The sequence below is a fragment of the Desulfomicrobium orale DSM 12838 genome, assembly GCF_001553625.1.
GTDB classification, from domain to species: domain Bacteria; phylum Desulfobacterota; class Desulfovibrionia; order Desulfovibrionales; family Desulfomicrobiaceae; genus Desulfomicrobium; species Desulfomicrobium orale.
On the sequence record NZ_CP014230.1, the window covers coordinates 498,935 to 516,608 of the forward strand.

Sequence of the window (17,674 nt, forward strand, 5' to 3'; positions counted from 1 at the left end):
TCCTTGGCCGCCCGGTCCATGCGCGTCAAGAATCTCAAAAATCCGGAGCAGACATGCATCTTCTCGTCACCGGGGGCTGCGGCTTCATCGGCACGAACTTCATCCAGCACATGCTCGCCGCACACGACGATGTGACCATCGTCAATCTGGACAAGCTGACTTATGCGGGCAACCGCCGCAATCTGGCGGAGGTGGAAGAGAAACATCTGGGAGGACGCTACCATTTCGTGCATGGCGACATCGGCGACGGGCAGCTTGTGCCGGAGCTGATGCGGCGGTTTTCCTTCGACGCGGTACTCAATTTCGCCGCCGAATCCCATGTGGACCGCTCCATCGCCGACCCGTTTCCCTTTGTCACCACCAACGTGCTGGGCACCCAGAATCTGCTGGAAGCGGCCCGGCAGGCCGAAATCCCCCGTTTCGTACATATCTCCACGGATGAAGTATACGGCTCCCTCGGCCCCGACGGACAATTCACGGAAGACACGCCCCTGGCGCCCAATTCCCCGTATTCCGCATCCAAAGCGTCCTCGGATCTGCTGGCCAGGGCCTATTTTCACACTCACGGCATGCCGGTGATCATCACCCGCTGCTCCAACAACTACGGCCCCTATCAGTTCCCGGAGAAGCTCATTCCGCTGGTCTGGCTCAAGGCTTCCCGGAACGAGCCCATTCCCGTTTACGGCGACGGCCTCAATGTGCGCGACTGGATCCACGTTCTGGACCATTGCAGGGGTGTGGAAGCCGCACTGTTCAAAGGAACTCCCGGCGCGGTGTACAACTTCGGCGGGGATGCCGAGCGCACCAATCTGGACGTGGTGCGGACCATTCTGCGTCTGTCCGGGCGCGACGGAAAACTGATCTCCTTCGTCAAGGACCGTCCCGGCCACGACCGCCGCTACGCCATGTCCTTCACCCGCGCCACACGCGATCTCCAGTGGACTCCGGCCTTTTCTTTCGAAGACGGCATGGCCCGCACTCTGGACTGGTACAGAAACAACGCGGCCTGGCTTGAAGAAGTGCAAAGCGGAGCCTACCGCCGGTTCATGGAGAAGTGGTACGCCGAGAGGCAGTCATGAGCAGCGCCGTGGTGCTGGGCGGCAAGACCGGTCTGCTGGGTCAGGCCCTGAGCGGTCTTCTGGCCGCCAGAGGATGGATGGTCCATGCGCCGGGACGCGACGACCTGGACATCTTCGACCGCGAGGCAGTGGCGGATTATGTGCGGGCTGCCGGGGCCGACGTTCTGTTCAACACCGTGGCCCATACCAGAGTGGACCAGGCCGAGGACGAAGCGTCCGAGGCCGACCGGCTGAACAGACAGCTGCCCCTCCTGCTGGCCAAGGCCGCTCCGGATGTGCTGCATGTGCACTTCAGCACCGATTTTGTTTTCAACGGCAGGAAGGATACGCCCTACACCACTGCCGACACGCCCGACCCACGCTCGGTCTACGGACAGACCAAACTCCAGGGCGAACGCGCCCTGACGGAACTCGGTCTGCCCCGGCTGCTCATCATCCGCACATCCTGGCTGTTCGGGCCGGGGAAAATCAATTTCGTATCCCGCATTCTGGAACTGGCCGCCTCCCGGCCGGAGCTTTCCGTGGTCCACGACCAGATCGGCAGCCCCACCTATACGCCCGATCTGGCCGAAGGCGCCCTGGCCCTGGTGGAGGCAGGAGCCTCCGGTCTGTTCCATCTGGCCAATTCCGGCCAGGCCAGCTGGTGCGAACTGGCCGCCGAGGCCGTGCACTGCGCCGACATTCCCTGCCGGGTCGTGCCCATCCCCTCCAGCGAGTATCCGCAGAAGGCCTGCCGCCCGGCCTATTCCGTTCTGGATCTGTCCGCGTTCACCGCCGCCACGGGCATCACTCCGCGCCCCTGGGTCCAGGCCCTGCGGGAATTCGTCTATTCGCGGCTGCATGAAGACGCGTAGCACACGGCTGTTCCGGAACGCACCCTCGTACAGGCCAGCCCGCATGCGGTCCGTGGCGGTCGCCGGTTGACTTTACTGGCCCCGTACTTACCGGGGCTTTTTCCGTTCCCTGAAAGAAACGCACATCGCATATCAAGGAGTGCCGCATGACCCCTGAAGATACCATCCCGAAAGACGCCGCGCCGCCCGAGGAATCCGAAACAGCCGCGGAAGCTCCGGAGCCGTCGCTGGAAGAACTGTATGAGCGGGCCCTGGCCGACCTGGAAGAACTCAAAAAGGAAAACCTGCGCGTACTGGCGGACAGCGAGAACTTCAAAAAACGCATCCAGCGCGAAAAAGACGAATATTGCCGGTTCGCCGCATCCGCCATTCTGGAAGAAATCATCCCGGTCATGGACAATCTGGATCTGGCCCTGTCCCACGGCAGGCAGAACGAGGCCTGCAAGGAACTGGTCACGGGCGTGGAAATGACCCAGAACATTTTTCTGGAAACCATGAAGAAACACGGCCTGGAGCAGGTAGCCGATGTGGACGTGCCGTTCGATCCGACCGTGCACGAAGCTCTGGGGCAGGTGGAAAATAACGAGCTGGAGGAGAACACCGTGTGCCAGATGCTGCAAAAAGGCTACAAGCTGAAGGAGCGGCTTCTGCGTCCGGCCAAAGTCATGGTCAGCCGCAAGGGGGCCTGAAAATGCCGCAGACCGTCGCCGTGCTGGGGGCCAGTCCCAAGCCCGAACGCTATTCCAATCAGGCCGTGCGCATGCTCATGGACTATGGACACGATGTCATCCCCGTCGCTCCGGGCCGGAAGGAAATCGAAGGGCTGCCCGCCGTGCCGGATATGGAAAGCATCGACAGGGCCGTGGACACCCTGACCCTGTATGTGGGGCCGGACCGCAGCGCGCAAATGCTCGACGCCATCCTGGCCTTGAGGCCCGGCCGGGTCATCCTCAACCCCGGCACGGAGTCTGCCCTGCTGGAAGAGAAGCTGGATCGCGCGGGCATCCCCTGGCAGCACGCCTGCACACTGGTGCTGCTGCGTACGGGACAATTTCAGGATTTCCGGCCCGGCACAAAGGTGGAGCGCAAAAAACGCGGATGAAAAAAATGGAGCGGGTTGGCCATGATGACATCGGGCAGAATGTGATACCAGCGATACCCCAGCTCCTGAAACACACGCTTGGCCTGAGCCGCGCATCCGGCCTCGCGGGCGGCCAGCAGGGCCGCGTCACGCTGGCAGCAGGAAGCCGATACCAGTCTGAACAGCGCGGGCCTGAAGCCATAACGCACAAGCAGACGGCGCAGGCGCTTGAACTCGCGGTAGCGGGAAAAAGCGTCGGCTTGGCACAGCACTACTCCCCACGCGAACAGCCCGGTCAGCCCCATCCAGCCCCACGCCGCCCAGGATGTTTCGGGCCGGGCCAGCACAAACCACGCCTCTGCTCCGGCCGCCGCGGTCAATCCGGATATTTTCACCGTGGTCAGATGCGGAAACGGCGCGGCGCGTAAATAGCGGCCCAGTTCCTGAAAAAATGGATATGACTGCATGGATTTTGCGGTGGCGGTTTGGACGGGCTTCGTCAAGCAGGCGGAGCGGGCTTACTCGCAAGGATGAATCTCCCCCATGCGGACCGTTTCCCCGCCCGGCAATTCCCCGTTAAAATCACTGGTTCCAGATAGGCGACGATGAAAGGCAGACGTTGCGGAATCCCGAAAACACCTTGTACGACTCACCGGATTGTAATACCATCGTCTCCGGGAGCATTCGATGGATTCCTTCTTTGAACGTATCACCTATCTTTTCGATCCGCTGCACCATTTCTGGGAGCGCGAGGGCATGCACCGGCGATTCGCCCTTGCTCTGGTTCTGGTCTTCCTGGGGGCTATGGCCGTCATCGAAATGAACCGCCAGGGTGTGCTGCCCGAGGTTCTGGCCGCACACACGCCGACCAATCATTTCCATGCCGTGGACCTCGCCTTCACTCTGGTCCTGATCCTGGAAGTGGTCAGCCTCATCTTCACTCTGCCCTGTTCTTTCTCCAAATCCGTGGGCAAACAGTTCGAAATTCTGTCCCTCATCCTGCTGCGCGACGCGTTCAAAGAGCTTTCGTCCTTTGCCGAGCCCATCACTGTCACGGACCTGACCCCGGTCCTGCATATTCTCGGGTACGGCTTCGGCGCTCTGGTCATTTTCGCCCTGCTCGGCGTCTATTACCGCGTTCAACCCGTGAAGAAACAGGAAAAAAGCCTGCCCCACGACCTGTTCCGGTTTGTGGCGGCCAAGAAGGGTATCGCCCTGCTCATCCTCGCCACGTTTGTCGTGCTGGGCGCACAAAACCTTTACGCCATGTTCGCCGGCCTCCCGCATCCGGATTTCTTCCCGGTTTTCTACACCCTGCTCATCTTCACCGATATTCTGGTGGTGCTCATTTCCCAGTGCTTCCGGCCATCCTTTCAGGCCGTGTTCCGCAATTCCGGCTACGCCCTGTGCACCCTGTTCATCCGCCTGGCCCTGGCCGCACCGCCCATGTACGATGTGGCCCTGGGCGTGGTGGCCGGGTCCTTCGCCATCACGCTGACCCTGGTCTGGACGAAGGTTTTCACCACCGCGAAACCATAAACCGGAGCCTAGCCGGACAGAAACATATCCGGCAGCCGGGGCTGCTTGCCAATGCTGTGCGGCTCCCCGTTTTTCCATCCGAAAGGCCGTCAGCATGCGGCCAGCACGTCGCAGATGCGCTCCGCCGCCTTGCCGTCCCACAGCCGGGGCTGCTGACCGGTTTTCCATTTCCCGGACAGGATTTTCTCCGCGCTGGAAGTGATCGCCTCCACAGACGTGCCGACCAAGGCGTTGGTACCCACGGATACGGTAATGGGGCGTTCCGTGTTTTCACGTACGGTCAGGCAGGGAATGCCCAGAGCGGTGGTTTCTTCCTGGAGACCGCCGGAATCCGTCAGCACCACGCGCGCATCCTTCCACAGATGCAGAAATTCCATGTACGGCAGTGGTTCGGCCAGATGAATGCCGGAGGCCGGAGTCAGGCCGAAACGCTCCATGTTGGCTCTGGTCCGGGGATGGATGGGGAAAATAAGGGGAAGCTTTCCGCTGACATCATTCAGGGCGGTAAAAATCCGGCCCAGAGTTTCGGCGTCGTCCACATTGGATGGCCGGTGCAGCGTGACCACTCCATATTCAGCGTGACGGGCCTTGAACGCCGAAGTGGCAAACGCCAAACAGTCCGTCCTTTCCAGTTGCCCGAGCTGATAAAAAAGGTTGTCGATCATGACGTGCCCCACAAAGTGGACACGGTTCGGATCCTTGCCCTCACGCAACAGGTTAGCCTCGCCTTCCTCCTCGGTAACAAAAAAATAGTCGGAAATGGCGTCCGTGACCATGCGGTTGATTTCTTCGGGCATGTCCAGATCGAAGCTCCGCAGCCCGGCTTCCACATGCGCCACGGCAATCTTGAGTTTCTTGGCCACGATGGAGCAGGCCAGGGTGGAATCCACGTCACCCACCACCAGCACCATGTCGGGCCGGTGCTCCAGACACACGTCTTCGAAAGCGGTCATGATGCGGGCTGTCTGCCGGGCATGGCTGCCGCCGCCTGCACCCAGATGAAAGTCCGGCTGACGGATGCCCAGCTCCCGGAAAAACACGTCGCTCATGTTCTGGTCATAATGCTGGCCGGTATGCACGATGGAGTAGGTCAGTTCCGGCCGGGCATCCAGAGCCCGGGCCAAGGGCGCGATCTTCATGAAATTGGGCCGGGCTCCGGCTACAAGATGAATATGCATGTGTTTGTCCTCGGTTGCGTATTCCGTAACTCACACCAAAAACAGAAGCAGAAAAGTATGTTACCGGAGCGATACCCGCGTCAGTATCTCCAGATACTCCCGGGCCAGCGTTTCGCGATTGAAACGCCGGGCCACGAACTCCTGCCCGTTGGTGCCCAGCGTCACCCGAAGCTGCGGGTCCGAAGCCAGCTTGCGCACCGCTTCGGTCAGAGCGGCCTCGTTTTCCGGCTCCATACACAGGCCGCATTGGCCTTCTTCCACCAGCTCCCTGCTTTCTCCTTCCACACCCAGTACGATGGGCCGCCCCATGGCCATGGCTTCAAATATTTTGGATGGAAGTACGGTCTTGAAAAGTTCCGACTTGATGAGCAGCACCAGACAGGCGTCGGTGGCAGCCAGAAAAAGCGGCATCTTTTCTTTGGGCTGCTGCCCGAGCATGGTCACATTATCCAGCCCTAACGCCTCTTTCTCCCGAAGCAGCTTCTCCCGCTCCGCACCGTCTCCCACCAGCAGAAAATGGATGCTCTTCTCCGCTTCCAGCAATTTGGCCGCCTTCAGTACCGCACCCAGCCCGTGGGCCATGCCGTGGGTGCCTATATACGAGGCCACGAACACATCTTCACCCAACCCCAGTTCTTCCCGAACGGCATTCATGCGTTCACCGGGAGCATAGCGCTCAAGATCCGCGCCGTTGGTGATGATGCTGATCTTCTCCTGCGGCACGCCTCGCCCGGCGATATGCCGGCTGAACGCCCTGGTCAGGGAAATGATGTGGTCGGCCTTGCGATAGAGAAAGGATTCCACGCCTTCGAGCAGCCCGATAACGCGGCGGTTGGTGATGGCCCCTACAGCAATGATGGATTCCGGCCACAGATCCCGGATTTCCAGAACCCAGGGACGGCGCTTCAGGCGGGAGACAAAATACCCCGCCATGCCGCAAAAAAACTGGGGAGACGTGGAAACCACCAAGTCCACGTCCCGCACACGCCAGCACTGGCCTACGGCCGACAGCATATAGGAAATATAGTTAGCTGTACGTTTGGCGAATCCTTTGTTGGCACTCAGATACGTGCCCACGCGGAGCACGCGGATGCCGTCCATCTCCTCCCAGGCGTACGGGGAGTTTTCGTAGCCGGGGTACACTTTACCGCCGGGGTGGCTGGGGTGGCAGGTCAGCACCGTGACTTGGTGCCCGGCCCGCACCCAACGCCTGGCGTTTTCATAGGTGCGCGAGGCCGGAGCATTTACCTCTGGCGGGAAATAATGGCATAAAAAAAGAATATGCATATCTACTCCACGGTCAGCACAAAGCCGCCTTCCCAAGGCAGAGCCGCCTGAGTTTTCACGGTCACCACCTGGCACACAAGCCGCCTGCCGAACTCCGGACAATACCACCCCTGTTCCAGGCTCACGGCTCCGGCCAGAGATGAAATATCAAGTTTCACGCCTTCAGTCCGTACTTTCACACGGCCGTCCACGCTCACGGCCGCAGTACAGCGAGGATGCAAATGCAGACGCAGTTCCAAATTATGGCGGCCCACTCCTTCCACCCTGTCCCGGACTTCAATCCGATTTCCGGCCCAGGCGATTCGCCGCATATGTGTCGGTCGGCCCGGCAGAAGGCGATAGCCATCGTGGCCGCTTTCAAAAGTCAGAACCGCGTTCGATTCGTCCGCCCGCAAAAAAAGAGGCTTGGCCCGTCTGGCCACCCGGTGCGCACCCCAGACTTCGGACTGATTCCGTCCGTCGACGGTCAGGCTGTTGTGTCCCCTGTTACCCCGGCAATACTGGCGGATTTCCCCGTCGATATACTGGCTGCATCCGGCGTCCACGATAATCCTCTCCCCGCCCAAAGAGAGCTCGAAACTCAGAGTATCGCAATGCGCATGCCCCGGTTGGTAATTCGGCCCTATAGGCCCACCATCAACGATCAGCACATCTCCCGGACGTGGATTCATACGCACATAGCCTGTTTCCGGGAAGATGCGCAGCCGCTCCCGATCAACACCAGCGGCGGTTCCACCCAGCTGGAAAAAATATTCCTCAAGCCGGGCCGGGCTCGCCTCGATACCCAGCGCGGCGTCATTGAACAGGGCAATCTCTCCATCGGGATGGGTCATGGACTTGGCAAAATCCAGCATCCGGGGCAACAGCGCCTCCAAATCCGCCGCCAAACCATCCAAACCCGCCACATCGCATCCACGGCACAAATTCCACAAATCCAGACAATCTTCGAAAATCATGCAGTGATACATGGGGCTGCGTTCAAAATGCCCGCCATCGGGAAGAACCTGCTCCCGTAATTCCTCGCCAAGCATGCCCAGCCCCAGTTCCAGCCACCGCCCGGCTTCGGCTCCTTCAAAAAAGACTCCGGCAAAGACCAGCGCCTTGGCATTCTTGAAATAGTGATTGGCCAGCAGATGATACTCGATGTTGCGCCGCAGCCATCTGGCCTGTGTGGCTAGGCTCTCCAGCCACAACGCGGGAACTTCGCCCATGGCGAGAAAATATTTGATCCAGTTGACCAGACGCAGCGAGACAGGAAAAGGCTCCCAGGCATCGGGCATCCCTTGGGGAACGGCCGTAATCCAGCTTTCAATCAAAGCTTGGCCATTGGTCCGCTCCGGTTCGTGCAGAAAATCGAAATAATGCAGATTGTAGCGCCAGAGTTTATCCTGCTCCGGACTGGTCCAGTCCATCCGGGAAGGATCAAACTCCTTGCGTACATTCAGGAATGTGAATGCCCATGGCTCCCTGCCGCAACACCGGAGCAGAGACGGCGCAAAACGCAAGCCTGGCCTGAGGGAAATACCTGTCGCCGGAGCAACCGATATACAAGGACGCAAGCGGCGCAGTATCTGATAAACCGCCTGCCTAGGTCTGAGATGGGAAACAGTGCGGAGAAGACGAAGATACGGCATGGCCTCTCCTATGAGGACACTTCGTCCCGCATCCCGCCGAAGTCATTGCTTGCCGGGCATACAGGCTTTGCGGCGGATACCTCGCCCATGCATTCCGGCCTGCAAAAGCGGTTCGGAGCCAGCCGTCCGCTCATCACAGCCGACCGGCCAGCTCCAGAGTTACGCGGCTCACTTCAAAGATTTCCTTGCGGCTGATGGGCGCCATGCCGCCCTGACTGATGGCCCGGAAAAAAGCCTTCATCTGCTCCGTCTGCCCCTTGTCCTGCCGCCATAGACGGATATTTTTGAAACCCTTGCCAAATCCGTGTCCTCTGAGACTTCTGAAGTTGTCCAGATGCAAGATGCGGCCGCCGCAAAATACTTCCAGCCGTTCCTTGGGGAAAGATTTGGTACCGTTGGCCAGATAGTGAACCGTGCCGATGGAACCGTCATCAAAGCTCAAATTCACGCTGAAACTGTCTTTAGCCGGGCTGGTCATACCCATGACATCATAGGAGACGATGGAGCGGCCAGCCACATGCCTCAACAGATCAATGAAGTGGCAGGCCTCGCCGATCATCCGGCCCCCACCGACTTTGAGATCCTGGGTCCAGTGGTCCATGGGGATGGCCCCGGCATTGACGGTCATGACCATGGCCTTGGGCTCCGGCAGCACGGCCAGAGCCTCGCGCAGAGCCATAACGAGAGGAGAAAAACGGCGGTTAAACCCCACCATGAGAAGCTGACGCGGATGCTCCGCCGCCAGTGTCTCAATTTGAGCCAGCTCCCCCAGAGTCAGGCAGAGCGGCTTCTCCACAAACACATGCTTGCCTGCCTGGAGTCCCTTGCCGACCAAAGCGGCGTGAGAGTTGTGCCGGGTGGTAATGACAACCGTATTGATGTCCGGATCCGCGAAGATGGTTTCCATGTCCGTGGTGGACGAAGCAAAACCGAATTTTCGGCCCAGATGCGTGCCGGAAACACCGGAACTGGATGCAATGCTTCTGAAGCGGACGCCACCAGCCTTTTTCATAGCAGGCAGCAGCACGCCGCCCGCATAACCGCCCGCGCCAATCATACCGATCACCGGGGCGCCCGCAGCAGCAGGCTCTTCCGAGCCCAATGTCACGGTCTTACTCAAATCCACCTGATCAGGTTCGTAGGTCAGCACGATACCGATATAAGGCTCGGTATTGTCGGCAATCATCTGATAGGCTTTCTCTGCTTCCGAAAGTGGAAACCGATGCGTAACGAGAGGAGTCACATCTATTTTTCCGGCCGCCATCAGATCCAGAATAGCCTCGAAATTGCGCTGCTCGGTCCAGCGCACGTAAGCAAAAGGATAATCCTGCGCCTTGTCTTCATAGACGGGGTCATAACGGCCGGGGCCATAGGAGCAGGACACCTGAAAGGACAGTTCCTTTTCATAAAAAATGGTCCGGGAGAGCTCCAAACCTGTCACCCCTACCAGCACGATGCGTCCGCGCTTGCGGCACATGTCCGCGGCCTGCAGAACCGGCTCTGAAGACTTGGTGGAGGCCGTGATCAGCACGCCATCCACACCTCGCCCATGGCTGAAACGTACGGATGCCGCCACAGGATCTTCGCCTTTGGATAAATCCACTGTCTGCGCCCCAAAGGTCCGAGCCAAAGCGCATTTGGAGGAGTCAAAATCAATACCCAGTACTTGGCAGCCATTGGCCACAAGGATCTGTACAGCCAGAAGCCCGATGAGACCAAGGCCTGTCACCACGAAGTATTCTCCAAGAGTTGGCTGAGCCAAACGGATGCCCTGGAGGGCAATGGCTCCGACCACGGTGAACGTGGCAGCCTCGTCCGTCACGGTCTCGGGAATTCTGGCACACAGATTGGGGGAAATGAACACGGCCTCGGCATGATGACCGTTACTGACCACTCTGTCCCCGACCTGGAAATCTGCAGTCAAAGCGGACCCGATTTCCGCCACCCGGCCTACATTGCAGTAACCAAGCGGCAAGGGCGTATCCAGCTTGGCAAAGACGGAATCAACAGTGGGCATGAGCCCATCGGTCTTGATCTTGTCGATGACCATCCGCACCTTGTCCGGCTGTTGTCTGGCTTTCTGCAGGTAATTTCCCTTGCCGAAATCGATAAGCATGCGCTCGGTGCCCGCCGAAACAAGGGATGCCGAAGTTTTGATGAAAAGTTGGTGCCGCCCGGTCTGAGGGCATGGCTTGTCGATCAGCTCAGTAGCGCCGTTTTTGAGATTCTGCAGGATTTGTTTCATAATTTTATTCCAAGTCTACGGGTCACATGTATATATGAAGTGGCACAAACTACTAATACTGTTCTACATAATAAAAATTGAGAGGGGTTAGCATAACTATAACATTCAAGAGATCAATTATATGCCTAAATTCATTTGCCATGGATGTAAGATATTAATGTCTCGCCTAAAATATATCCCTATATATCAAATTATAAGGCAAATCTAGAGTATTACCTTTCATCCCCATTGCCGCACTTGATACTTTCTAAATATTTTACGTTCTTATTTTATATACTGATCGAATTTCAAGAAATAATGATTGCAAAAAAAGTTAGCATCTATACCTAATAATTTTTGCAGGATTCCCACAAACAATAGCGTATGGCGGAACATTTTTTGTTACAACGGCCCCAGCTCCAACAATTGCCCCTCGACCGATCTCCACACCATGTAATATAATTGCACCATGTCCTACCCAAACATCATCATTAATTTTAATCGGCTTTATACAGTCTCTTCCAGAAAGGCGCATTGGTATATTTATATTATCAAATTTATGATCTCCTCCTACTAAGGAAACACATGAGGCAAACATAACATCATCACCTATTTCAGCTGGAGCGCCTAAATGACATAAATATCCCATATAGAAATTATCTCCAATTCTAATCTGCCTTCCTTTTGACGCTCTGCATCCGTAGGCGCAAAAAAAATTTTTCCCAATTTCTATATTAGGATTTTGTAATTGTAAAAAAAAATACCGAACTCTTCCCAGAATAAATCTTAATATAGTTTTCATAATTTAAATACTACTATAGCGTATCACTCAAAACAGATTCTATTAACTTTTTTTGATATATTGGATTATAATATTTGTCTATTTTGGCCCGACATATCTCCCCCATAGCTGAAGGATTAGCTTGCTTCCTTTTTGACCAATATTCAATATGACGCATTGTAGTCTCTAAGTCATCAATATTGACAAAAGATCCTGTTTCTCCATCAATTATTGCCTCACATTCTGGCTTATGGGTATCAAATTTATCATGTGTAACGACAGGCGTTCCATATGTCATAGCGTGTATTGCAGTAAGCCCAATATCTCCAGGAACAAGCATTACGTCTGCTAGCATAATATATTTGGCAAGCAACACCTCATCATAGCATGGACCTATAAAATCAATACTTTCTAGAACATTATAATTTTCCGCTAACTTCTTTAATGCACCTATCTCAGGACCGCTTCCTACAAATATGAGCCTATATTTCTTTTTATAACGATTAAGCTCAGACAAAATTAGTACAGCTTTGTCTAATTTTTTGTCTCTAGTTATTCTCCCCACATAAATAATTATTCTTTCAAATTTACTACTAGCTGTTTTTTGAAAGGAGGCTTTCTTCTTATCAATTAAATCATTATATAGTTTTTTTTGTTTTTCAAAATCCAAAGAATTATATATAATATGAAGCTTTTTTTTATTCATTCCTTTTGCTTCTAATATGTTTTTAGCTCGCACACCATAAAGAAATAAGCCATCAGATAACATATAAAAAAATTTTCGGAAGAGCCAACGTAGACCCATCTCATTATATTTAAGACCATGAGTCCACATATATATTTTAATTCTTAGCATTTTACACAAAAAACAAGCGATCCAGGTTGAAATAAAATACATATTGCCAAGAAAAATTATCGCTTTATATTTTCCACGAATTATCTCTTTTAGTAATCCTTTTTGCCAAAGAACATCTTTGGTTATCCAAAAATTTTTTAAACCGACCCAATTCCTTGAAATATCAGGATATCTTTCAAGATCTATCAATTTTATTGATGGTATATTAGAAAGCTCCCCAGCTGCAATGAAATATTCGTACGGAGACGTTGAGTCTTTTTTGCAAAGATAGTTAAAAACAGCTTCTCGATAATGTGCAACATAATGATATACAATGAGGATTTTGTCCTTCATAATAAGCCCTACTCATTGCTGTCCGGCTAAGGGATAAGAAAAAAGTCCAAAATCTCAGTGATATGTGATAAAAGAAATCACCACAACATCTTGCCACACAAGGAGATTTTGGACTTGAGTCACCATAATACAATGTTTTTCAGAAACTCGAAAAACGGCACAAAACCGGGCGCTCGTCGCGTAAATGCGGTTTCAAGGAGCAGTTCACGGTCATGGCCTTCATCCAGCTTGCCGCAAGACGTTCCATGCGCGATGGCCTGCGCTGCCTTGAGGCTGCGGGAAACCGCCTGTATCACTGGGGACTGAAAAACGTGGCCCGCTCGACCTTTGCTGACGCGAACAATTCTCGCCCCGTAGGCTTTTTCAAGGATCTGTTCGCCGAGATGTACGGCCTGTGCGCCGCAAAAGCCCCGAAGCACAAATTCCGTTTCAAATCCAAATTGTTCAGTCTGGACGCCACCACCATAAAGCTTTGCCTGTCGCTTTTTCCCTGGGCCTCGTTTCGGCAGGCCAAGGGCGGCGTCAAAGTACATACCTTGCTGGATCACGATGGCCATATCCCGGCTTTCGCAACCGTCACCGACGCCAAAATCCATGAAAGCCGCATAGCTCAGGCTATGGAGTTGCCCAAAGGCTCCATCGTGGTCTTTGACAAGGGCTTCACCAGCTATCCCTGGTTTCGGCTCCTCGGGGCAAAGGGCGTCTTTTTTGTGACCCGGCTCAAGCGCAACGCCGTTTTCAAACTCCTGGAGCGCCGCCTCGTGAATCGCAAGACCGGCGTTACTTCCGATCACATCATTGAAGTCTCCAGCCGGGGAAAATCCTTACGCTTGCGCCGTATCGGCTATCGTGACCAGGAAACCGGGAAACACTACGAATTTTTGACCAACCATTTCCGGCTTTCGGCGAAAACCATCGCCGACATCTATAAAGACCGCTGGCAAATCGAGCTCTTCTTCAAGGAAATCAAACAAAATTTGCGCATAAAGACCTTCGTCGGCAACTCGGAAAACGCTGTCCTGATCCAGATTTACACGGCCCTGACGGTTTACCTGCTCCTCGCGTACCAGAAATTCCTCAGCCGTCTCGGACTCTCCGTACAGCAACTCTTCCAGCTCATTCAACTCAACCTGCTCGGCGAGGCATCCTTGGATGAACTCCTGAATCCCAGACGACGAAAATTCGATAATTCATATAACTTCACACTGTTAGATTGCATCGCTTAGCCGGACAGCAATGAGCCCTACTCAATTCTTAATGGTGAACTAGTTTTTTCACTCCTAATAAAATTAACATATTTAAGCGTATTAAGCGAAATACGGTCTCTTTTGACGTTTATTTTAAATCTTAAATCCAAACTAATGAATATAGTATATAATAATTTTATATTCTTAGTACGAACAAGGCGAATAATCCATAAAAGAGACTTGGAGATAAAATAAAAAAAATATACATTTTTTGGATAAATTCTCAGTATTGTCTTTAATTCATTAATACAATTGTATTTAACAACAGACTCTGATTTGCCCAGATAGTCTGAACCTTTATGTAGCAATACACGTTCTGGCCAATAAGCGACTTTAAAACCATTTTGATATATCAATAAGGAAACATAGCGTTCTTCGTATTGCCTAAAAAAATCTGCTGGGAACTGCCCAATAGTATTAAATAATTTTTTTCGAATAGCAGATGCCCCCCCCTAAAAGACGAAGAAAGATATAATCCATTCTGAGTGGTTTTCGATATTGCCTTGTCAAGTGGCGGATCTGTCTTCCCGGAAAGATAACCGTCTACACGTATATAGAGCGCTCCAATTTTTGGATATTTATTGAAGATGCTTACCACCCCCGATACAACATCAGAGCTAGCCCAAACAGCATCGGTCTCAAGAAAAAAAATTAGCTCTCCCTGTGCTGAAGAAACACCAATGTTTCTCCCTCCAGGGCACCCCAAATTTATCTTACTCTCTATAAATTTTAGAAAAGGAAATTCTTGTTTAACAGCCTGAAGGGAGTTATCTGTAGAGCCATTATCTACAAAAATAATTTCTTTATTCTCATAATCCTGTTGAAGAGCTGAACGGATTGCTGCAAAACAATTTTCAACACCATCGTTCCAATTAAGGATTATAATTGAAGTAAGCATCTTTATTCCTAGTTGGCATCTTCTGTCTCGATTTTTATAATCATGTAGCCATATCCAAAAAGCAAGGGTATTACTAACCTCACATTAAACCATGCATCTGCTGCAATGTCAAAAAATATAAATGTTAATGTAATAAGAAGCGAAGTAGTAGATAAAATTTTTATTTTAGGAAATGAAGACTTTACGCCCTTCTTTAATCTAAAAATAATTCTTAATAGTAGAATAATGTAAAGAAATACAGATAACAAACCATAATCGCGAAAAATCATAAGGTAAGAATTATCACCATAAGTAGTCTGATCAGTCTTCGCAGACCCTCTTCCAATTAAAATACGGTATGGGTGCTCAATTGTTTCTGAGATAAAATTGGACCAGTGCATTACTCTCAATTCAAGAGTATGGGTATTATCTAGAGAAAATCGAGACTGATTATCGTAATAGTCAGCGATAAAGTATTTAGTAGTGAAAAAAAGTAATGGGAAAAGCATAAAGAGAGAACATAAAAATAACGTTTTTTTTAGACTAGCTGCACTCTCAACGTGTTTAACAAAAAAGAATATCCCGCAGCATACCCCAAATAACGATGAAAATATTGCCGTCCTAGATCCAGTCATAATGATAGACAAAAATAATAAAATAATAACTGGAATTAATACAATTTTATGATTTAGCACTAGAAAAGAAGATGTTGCAACTAGACATATTGCCAGCCACAACCCCCAGTAGTTTGCGTTTCCTATGGTCCCAACTATGCGACGCCAGCTTTCTCCTGTGATTAAGGTATGGTATTTTTCCCCATAAATTGGGATCATTATACTGTTAACATTGAATATATCAAAGTATTGTAAAAAACTTATTGCGATAGAAATAAACAGAATTGCTATCAAAATAAATTTTATTGATTTTGTATAAATTATTTCAGTGGCGGCATAAGCGCCAGCTATTATAGCCATAGAATATATTATATAACGAAGCAATATCATCAAGTCTCGATAAATAAATTGATACCCAGATAAAAGTTGACCCATCAGACTTATAGCAGCAAGTATAAGCATCGAATATATTAGAAAGCTCTCTATTCTAACTAGTTTAAAAACACTCCTTCGCGTGGCACATGCTAAAAAAAATAGTGTAACGATAATAAAATATTCTGGCCTAAAGAAATAGTAAGGCGGAAATAGAAATGCACACCATATCAATATAACTGATAAAAAATTTATCATTTTACAAGCTTTCCAAATGTTGCTGGAACATATCTAAGAAAACTCCATGCTATAGATGTCAAACCTAGCAAAATTAGTGCCGAGCTCGAGAGTGTTGTTAATAAAATAGCAAATGCCTTTTCTTCTACCGAAAACAAAACGTAGTTAACAGATAAAATTATTGTAACAAAAAGAATCATTAAGAATGAGCGCCATTGACATCTATAAAGCTTGTTAAATAGATATGATATAGAAAATCCATTATAGAGCAGTATGTAAAAAATAATAGCCATAATTATCCAATGTAAAAAAACTGTATTTAAACATTTAAAAAAATACAGTAGAAGGAGGTATAGCATGCAGGCGAAGATGCTATACCTCGCAACCTTCCCCCCGAACCCTTGAGAGACAAGGATGAGGCTTTTGAGAGAAAATGCAGCCTCTGCACTCATTACTCCCACAGCAAGCGCACAGACTCCTTGGTATTGCTTGAAAGAGTCTCCTAGCCAGTAGGGTAGCCATAATGGACTAAAACAAGCAATTACTGCAATGGCAGAGATAATCAGAAATTCATAAAAAGAAATTATAATATTGTATTTAAAAATCTTATCATTATTCATGTTCAAAAAATTCATTCCCGATGTGACCGGGATAACCATTGGGCGAATAACATTAACGAAGATTTGATTTATATACCCACGCAAAGTCACAAATATAATTGAAAATACCGCAGCAGCTTCAGCAGAAAGAACATTATTTGCATAGACAATACTCATTCTAAATACTAAAAAATTCGCTATCCCTCGAAGTGACAAAGGGATAGACTCTTTAATAAAAATTTTTATCTCCTCAATACGAAGAAAATAAACATATTTTTTTGAATTTAAATAAAAAATTAACATAAAATATAAAAAAAACTTTGCTACATGCGTCCCCAATAGGATCAATAAGTAGCATAAATTTGTCCCACCATATCCATTAAATATATTTATAATGAATATCAGCCGACATATTATTTCGATAGCATTTAATACGTTAACTACAAATGTCTTGAGTTGGGCATGGTAATATTGCTCAGCTACATATAGCAGTTGCTCAAAAATAAAGTACACAGCTATACAATAGATGATAACTGCTGGCTGATTATCTAAACCAAAGAGGAGGAGTAGTGGACGAGACAACAAAATAATGAACGAGGCCATTAAAAGTGTCAACAGTAGAAATATTTGTAAGGCCTTGCATACTTGTTCGTAGAGGTTTGCTTTATTCTTTCCAATGAATTTAGAAGCAGACAATCTGAAGCCATCGAAAAGCATCGACATCAATGCCGAAAGAGATAGAATAACTGCAAGCTGGCCATATCCGGCCAAGCCAAGCCCCTTATCTCCAATAAGGATGGGGACAGTGACAAGACCACATAGGGTTTGCACTATTTTCAAAGCATAGCCAGTCCCAATTGCTATAATTATTTTTTTCAGCAT

Annotated in this window: 14 protein-coding genes and 2 pseudogenes; 6 read left to right on the forward strand and 10 right to left on the reverse strand. The window is 50.6% G+C overall.

The features are described from left to right. Nucleotides 1-53 precede the first annotated feature (53 nt). The 4 genes from rfbB (at nt 54) to AXF15_RS02230 (ending at nt 3,035) form a co-directional block, all read left to right on the forward strand. On the forward strand, nt 54-1,079 hold the full coding sequence (rfbB, locus tag AXF15_RS02215) for a dTDP-glucose 4,6-dehydratase (RefSeq protein ID WP_066602716.1): 1,026 nt from the start codon (nt 54-56) through the stop codon (nt 1,077-1,079). Further along, nucleotides 1,076-1,933: a dTDP-4-dehydrorhamnose reductase gene (rfbD, locus tag AXF15_RS02220; protein ID WP_066602717.1), complete on the forward strand. Its 858-nt coding sequence runs from the start codon at nt 1,076-1,078 to the stop codon at nt 1,931-1,933. The genes rfbB and rfbD overlap by 4 nt, the downstream gene beginning before the upstream one ends. Nucleotides 1,934-2,079: 146 nt before the next feature. Beyond that, nucleotides 2,080-2,622, forward strand: a complete 543-nt coding sequence (grpE, locus tag AXF15_RS02225; RefSeq protein ID WP_066602720.1) for a nucleotide exchange factor GrpE — start codon at nt 2,080-2,082, stop codon at nt 2,620-2,622. Nucleotides 2,623-2,624: 2 nt separating this feature from the next. After that, the gene (locus tag AXF15_RS02230) at nt 2,625-3,035 is read left to right on the forward strand and encodes a CoA-binding protein (protein ID WP_066602724.1); all 411 of its coding nucleotides are present in this window, start codon (nt 2,625-2,627) and stop codon (nt 3,033-3,035) included. Here AXF15_RS02230 and AXF15_RS02235 read toward each other — a convergent pair. Next, nucleotides 2,987-3,481, reverse strand: coding sequence for a hypothetical protein (locus AXF15_RS02235; RefSeq protein WP_066602726.1), 495 nt, complete (start codon nt 3,479-3,481; stop codon nt 2,987-2,989). The two genes, AXF15_RS02230 and AXF15_RS02235, sit on opposite strands and share 49 nt — an antisense overlap. 220 nt (nt 3,482-3,701) lie before the next feature. Here AXF15_RS02235 and AXF15_RS02240 point away from each other — a divergent pair, with 220 nt between their 5' ends. Then, the gene (locus AXF15_RS02240; RefSeq protein ID WP_066602728.1) at nt 3,702-4,553 is read left to right on the forward strand and encodes a hypothetical protein; all 852 of its coding nucleotides are present in this window, start codon (nt 3,702-3,704) and stop codon (nt 4,551-4,553) included. Nucleotides 4,554-4,642: 89 nt separating this feature from the next. On the opposite strand, the gene wecB is transcribed toward AXF15_RS02240, so the two are convergent. The 6 genes and pseudogenes from wecB to AXF15_RS02265 form a co-directional block, all read right to left on the reverse strand. Beyond that, nucleotides 4,643-5,731 (reverse strand): non-hydrolyzing UDP-N-acetylglucosamine 2-epimerase, encoded by a 1,089-nt coding sequence (wecB, locus tag AXF15_RS02245; protein ID WP_066602730.1) that lies wholly within the window; start codon nt 5,729-5,731, stop codon nt 4,643-4,645. A gap of 60 nt (nt 5,732-5,791) precedes the next feature. After that, nucleotides 5,792-7,018: a glycosyltransferase family 4 protein gene (locus tag AXF15_RS02250; RefSeq protein WP_066602733.1), complete on the reverse strand. Its 1,227-nt coding sequence runs from the start codon at nt 7,016-7,018 to the stop codon at nt 5,792-5,794. A 2-nt stretch (nt 7,019-7,020) separates the two neighbouring features. After that, nucleotides 7,021-8,430, reverse strand: coding sequence for a heparinase II/III family protein (locus AXF15_RS02255; protein WP_211258999.1), 1,410 nt, complete (start codon nt 8,428-8,430; stop codon nt 7,021-7,023). A 355-nt stretch (nt 8,431-8,785) separates the two neighbouring features. Further along, nucleotides 8,786-10,897, reverse strand: a complete 2,112-nt coding sequence (locus AXF15_RS02260; RefSeq protein WP_066602735.1) for a bi-domain-containing oxidoreductase — start codon at nt 10,895-10,897, stop codon at nt 8,786-8,788. A gap of 328 nt (nt 10,898-11,225) precedes the next feature. Further along, nucleotides 11,226-11,375 (reverse strand): annotated as a pseudogene (locus AXF15_RS14805) (DapH/DapD/GlmU-related protein); the annotation flags it as partial. A 316-nt stretch (nt 11,376-11,691) separates the two neighbouring features. Continuing rightward, complete coding sequence (locus tag AXF15_RS02265; protein ID WP_066602738.1) at nt 11,692-12,846, reverse strand: glycosyltransferase; 1,155 nt, start codon at nt 12,844-12,846, stop codon at nt 11,692-11,694. Between the two features lie 146 nt (nt 12,847-12,992). Here AXF15_RS02265 and AXF15_RS02270 point away from each other — a divergent pair. Beyond that, nucleotides 12,993-14,072: pseudogene (locus AXF15_RS02270) on the forward strand (IS4 family transposase); the annotation flags it as partial. A 373-nt stretch (nt 14,073-14,445) separates the two neighbouring features. On the opposite strand, the gene AXF15_RS13255 reads toward AXF15_RS02270, so the two are convergent. The 3 genes from AXF15_RS13255 to AXF15_RS02275 all read right to left on the reverse strand — a co-directional run bounded on the left by AXF15_RS13255 (nt 14,446) and on the right by AXF15_RS02275 (nt 17,674). Then, nucleotides 14,446-14,991, reverse strand: a complete 546-nt coding sequence (locus AXF15_RS13255; protein ID WP_083517806.1) for a glycosyltransferase family 2 protein — start codon at nt 14,989-14,991, stop codon at nt 14,446-14,448. A gap of 8 nt (nt 14,992-14,999) precedes the next feature. Further along, nucleotides 15,000-16,019: a hypothetical protein gene (locus AXF15_RS13935; protein WP_169793571.1), complete on the reverse strand. Its 1,020-nt coding sequence runs from the start codon at nt 16,017-16,019 to the stop codon at nt 15,000-15,002. A gap of 191 nt (nt 16,020-16,210) precedes the next feature. Further along, nucleotides 16,211-17,674: a lipopolysaccharide biosynthesis protein gene (locus AXF15_RS02275; protein ID WP_066602747.1), complete on the reverse strand. Its 1,464-nt coding sequence runs from the start codon at nt 17,672-17,674 to the stop codon at nt 16,211-16,213.

What these genes read in the sequence shown, in the direction of transcription:
- rfbB (WP_066602716.1), top strand. Translation starts at nt 54, where the DNA reads ATGCATCTTCTCGTCACCGGGGGCTGCGGCTTCATCGGCACGAACTTC.
- rfbD (WP_066602717.1), top strand. Translation starts at nt 1,076, where the DNA reads ATGAGCAGCGCCGTGGTGCTGGGCGGCAAGACCGGTCTGCTGGGTCAG.
- grpE (WP_066602720.1), top strand. Translation starts at nt 2,080, where the DNA reads ATGACCCCTGAAGATACCATCCCGAAAGACGCCGCGCCGCCCGAGGAA.
- AXF15_RS02230 (WP_066602724.1), top strand. Translation starts at nt 2,625, where the DNA reads ATGCCGCAGACCGTCGCCGTGCTGGGGGCCAGTCCCAAGCCCGAACGC.
- AXF15_RS02235 (WP_066602726.1), bottom strand. Translation starts at nt 3,481, where the DNA reads ATGCAGTCATATCCATTTTTTCAGGAACTGGGCCGCTATTTACGCGCC.
- AXF15_RS02240 (WP_066602728.1), top strand. Translation starts at nt 3,702, where the DNA reads ATGGATTCCTTCTTTGAACGTATCACCTATCTTTTCGATCCGCTGCAC.
- wecB (WP_066602730.1), bottom strand. Translation starts at nt 5,731, where the DNA reads ATGCATATTCATCTTGTAGCCGGAGCCCGGCCCAATTTCATGAAGATC.
- AXF15_RS02250 (WP_066602733.1), bottom strand. Translation starts at nt 7,018, where the DNA reads ATGCATATTCTTTTTTTATGCCATTATTTCCCGCCAGAGGTAAATGCT.
- AXF15_RS02255 (WP_211258999.1), bottom strand. Translation starts at nt 8,430, where the DNA reads ATGGACTGGACCAGTCCGGAGCAGGATAAACTCTGGCGCTACAATCTG.
- AXF15_RS02260 (WP_066602735.1), bottom strand. Translation starts at nt 10,897, where the DNA reads ATGAAACAAATCCTGCAGAATCTCAAAAACGGCGCTACTGAGCTGATC.
- AXF15_RS02265 (WP_066602738.1), bottom strand. Translation starts at nt 12,846, where the DNA reads ATGAAGGACAAAATCCTCATTGTATATCATTATGTTGCACATTATCGA.
- AXF15_RS13255 (WP_083517806.1), bottom strand. Translation starts at nt 14,991, where the DNA reads ATGCTTACTTCAATTATAATCCTTAATTGGAACGATGGTGTTGAAAAT.
- AXF15_RS13935 (WP_169793571.1), bottom strand. Translation starts at nt 16,019, where the DNA reads ATGGGTCAACTTTTATCTGGGTATCAATTTATTTATCGAGACTTGATG.
- AXF15_RS02275 (WP_066602747.1), bottom strand. Translation starts at nt 17,674, where the DNA reads ATGCTGAAAAAAATAATTATAGCAATTGGGACTGGCTATGCTTTGAAA.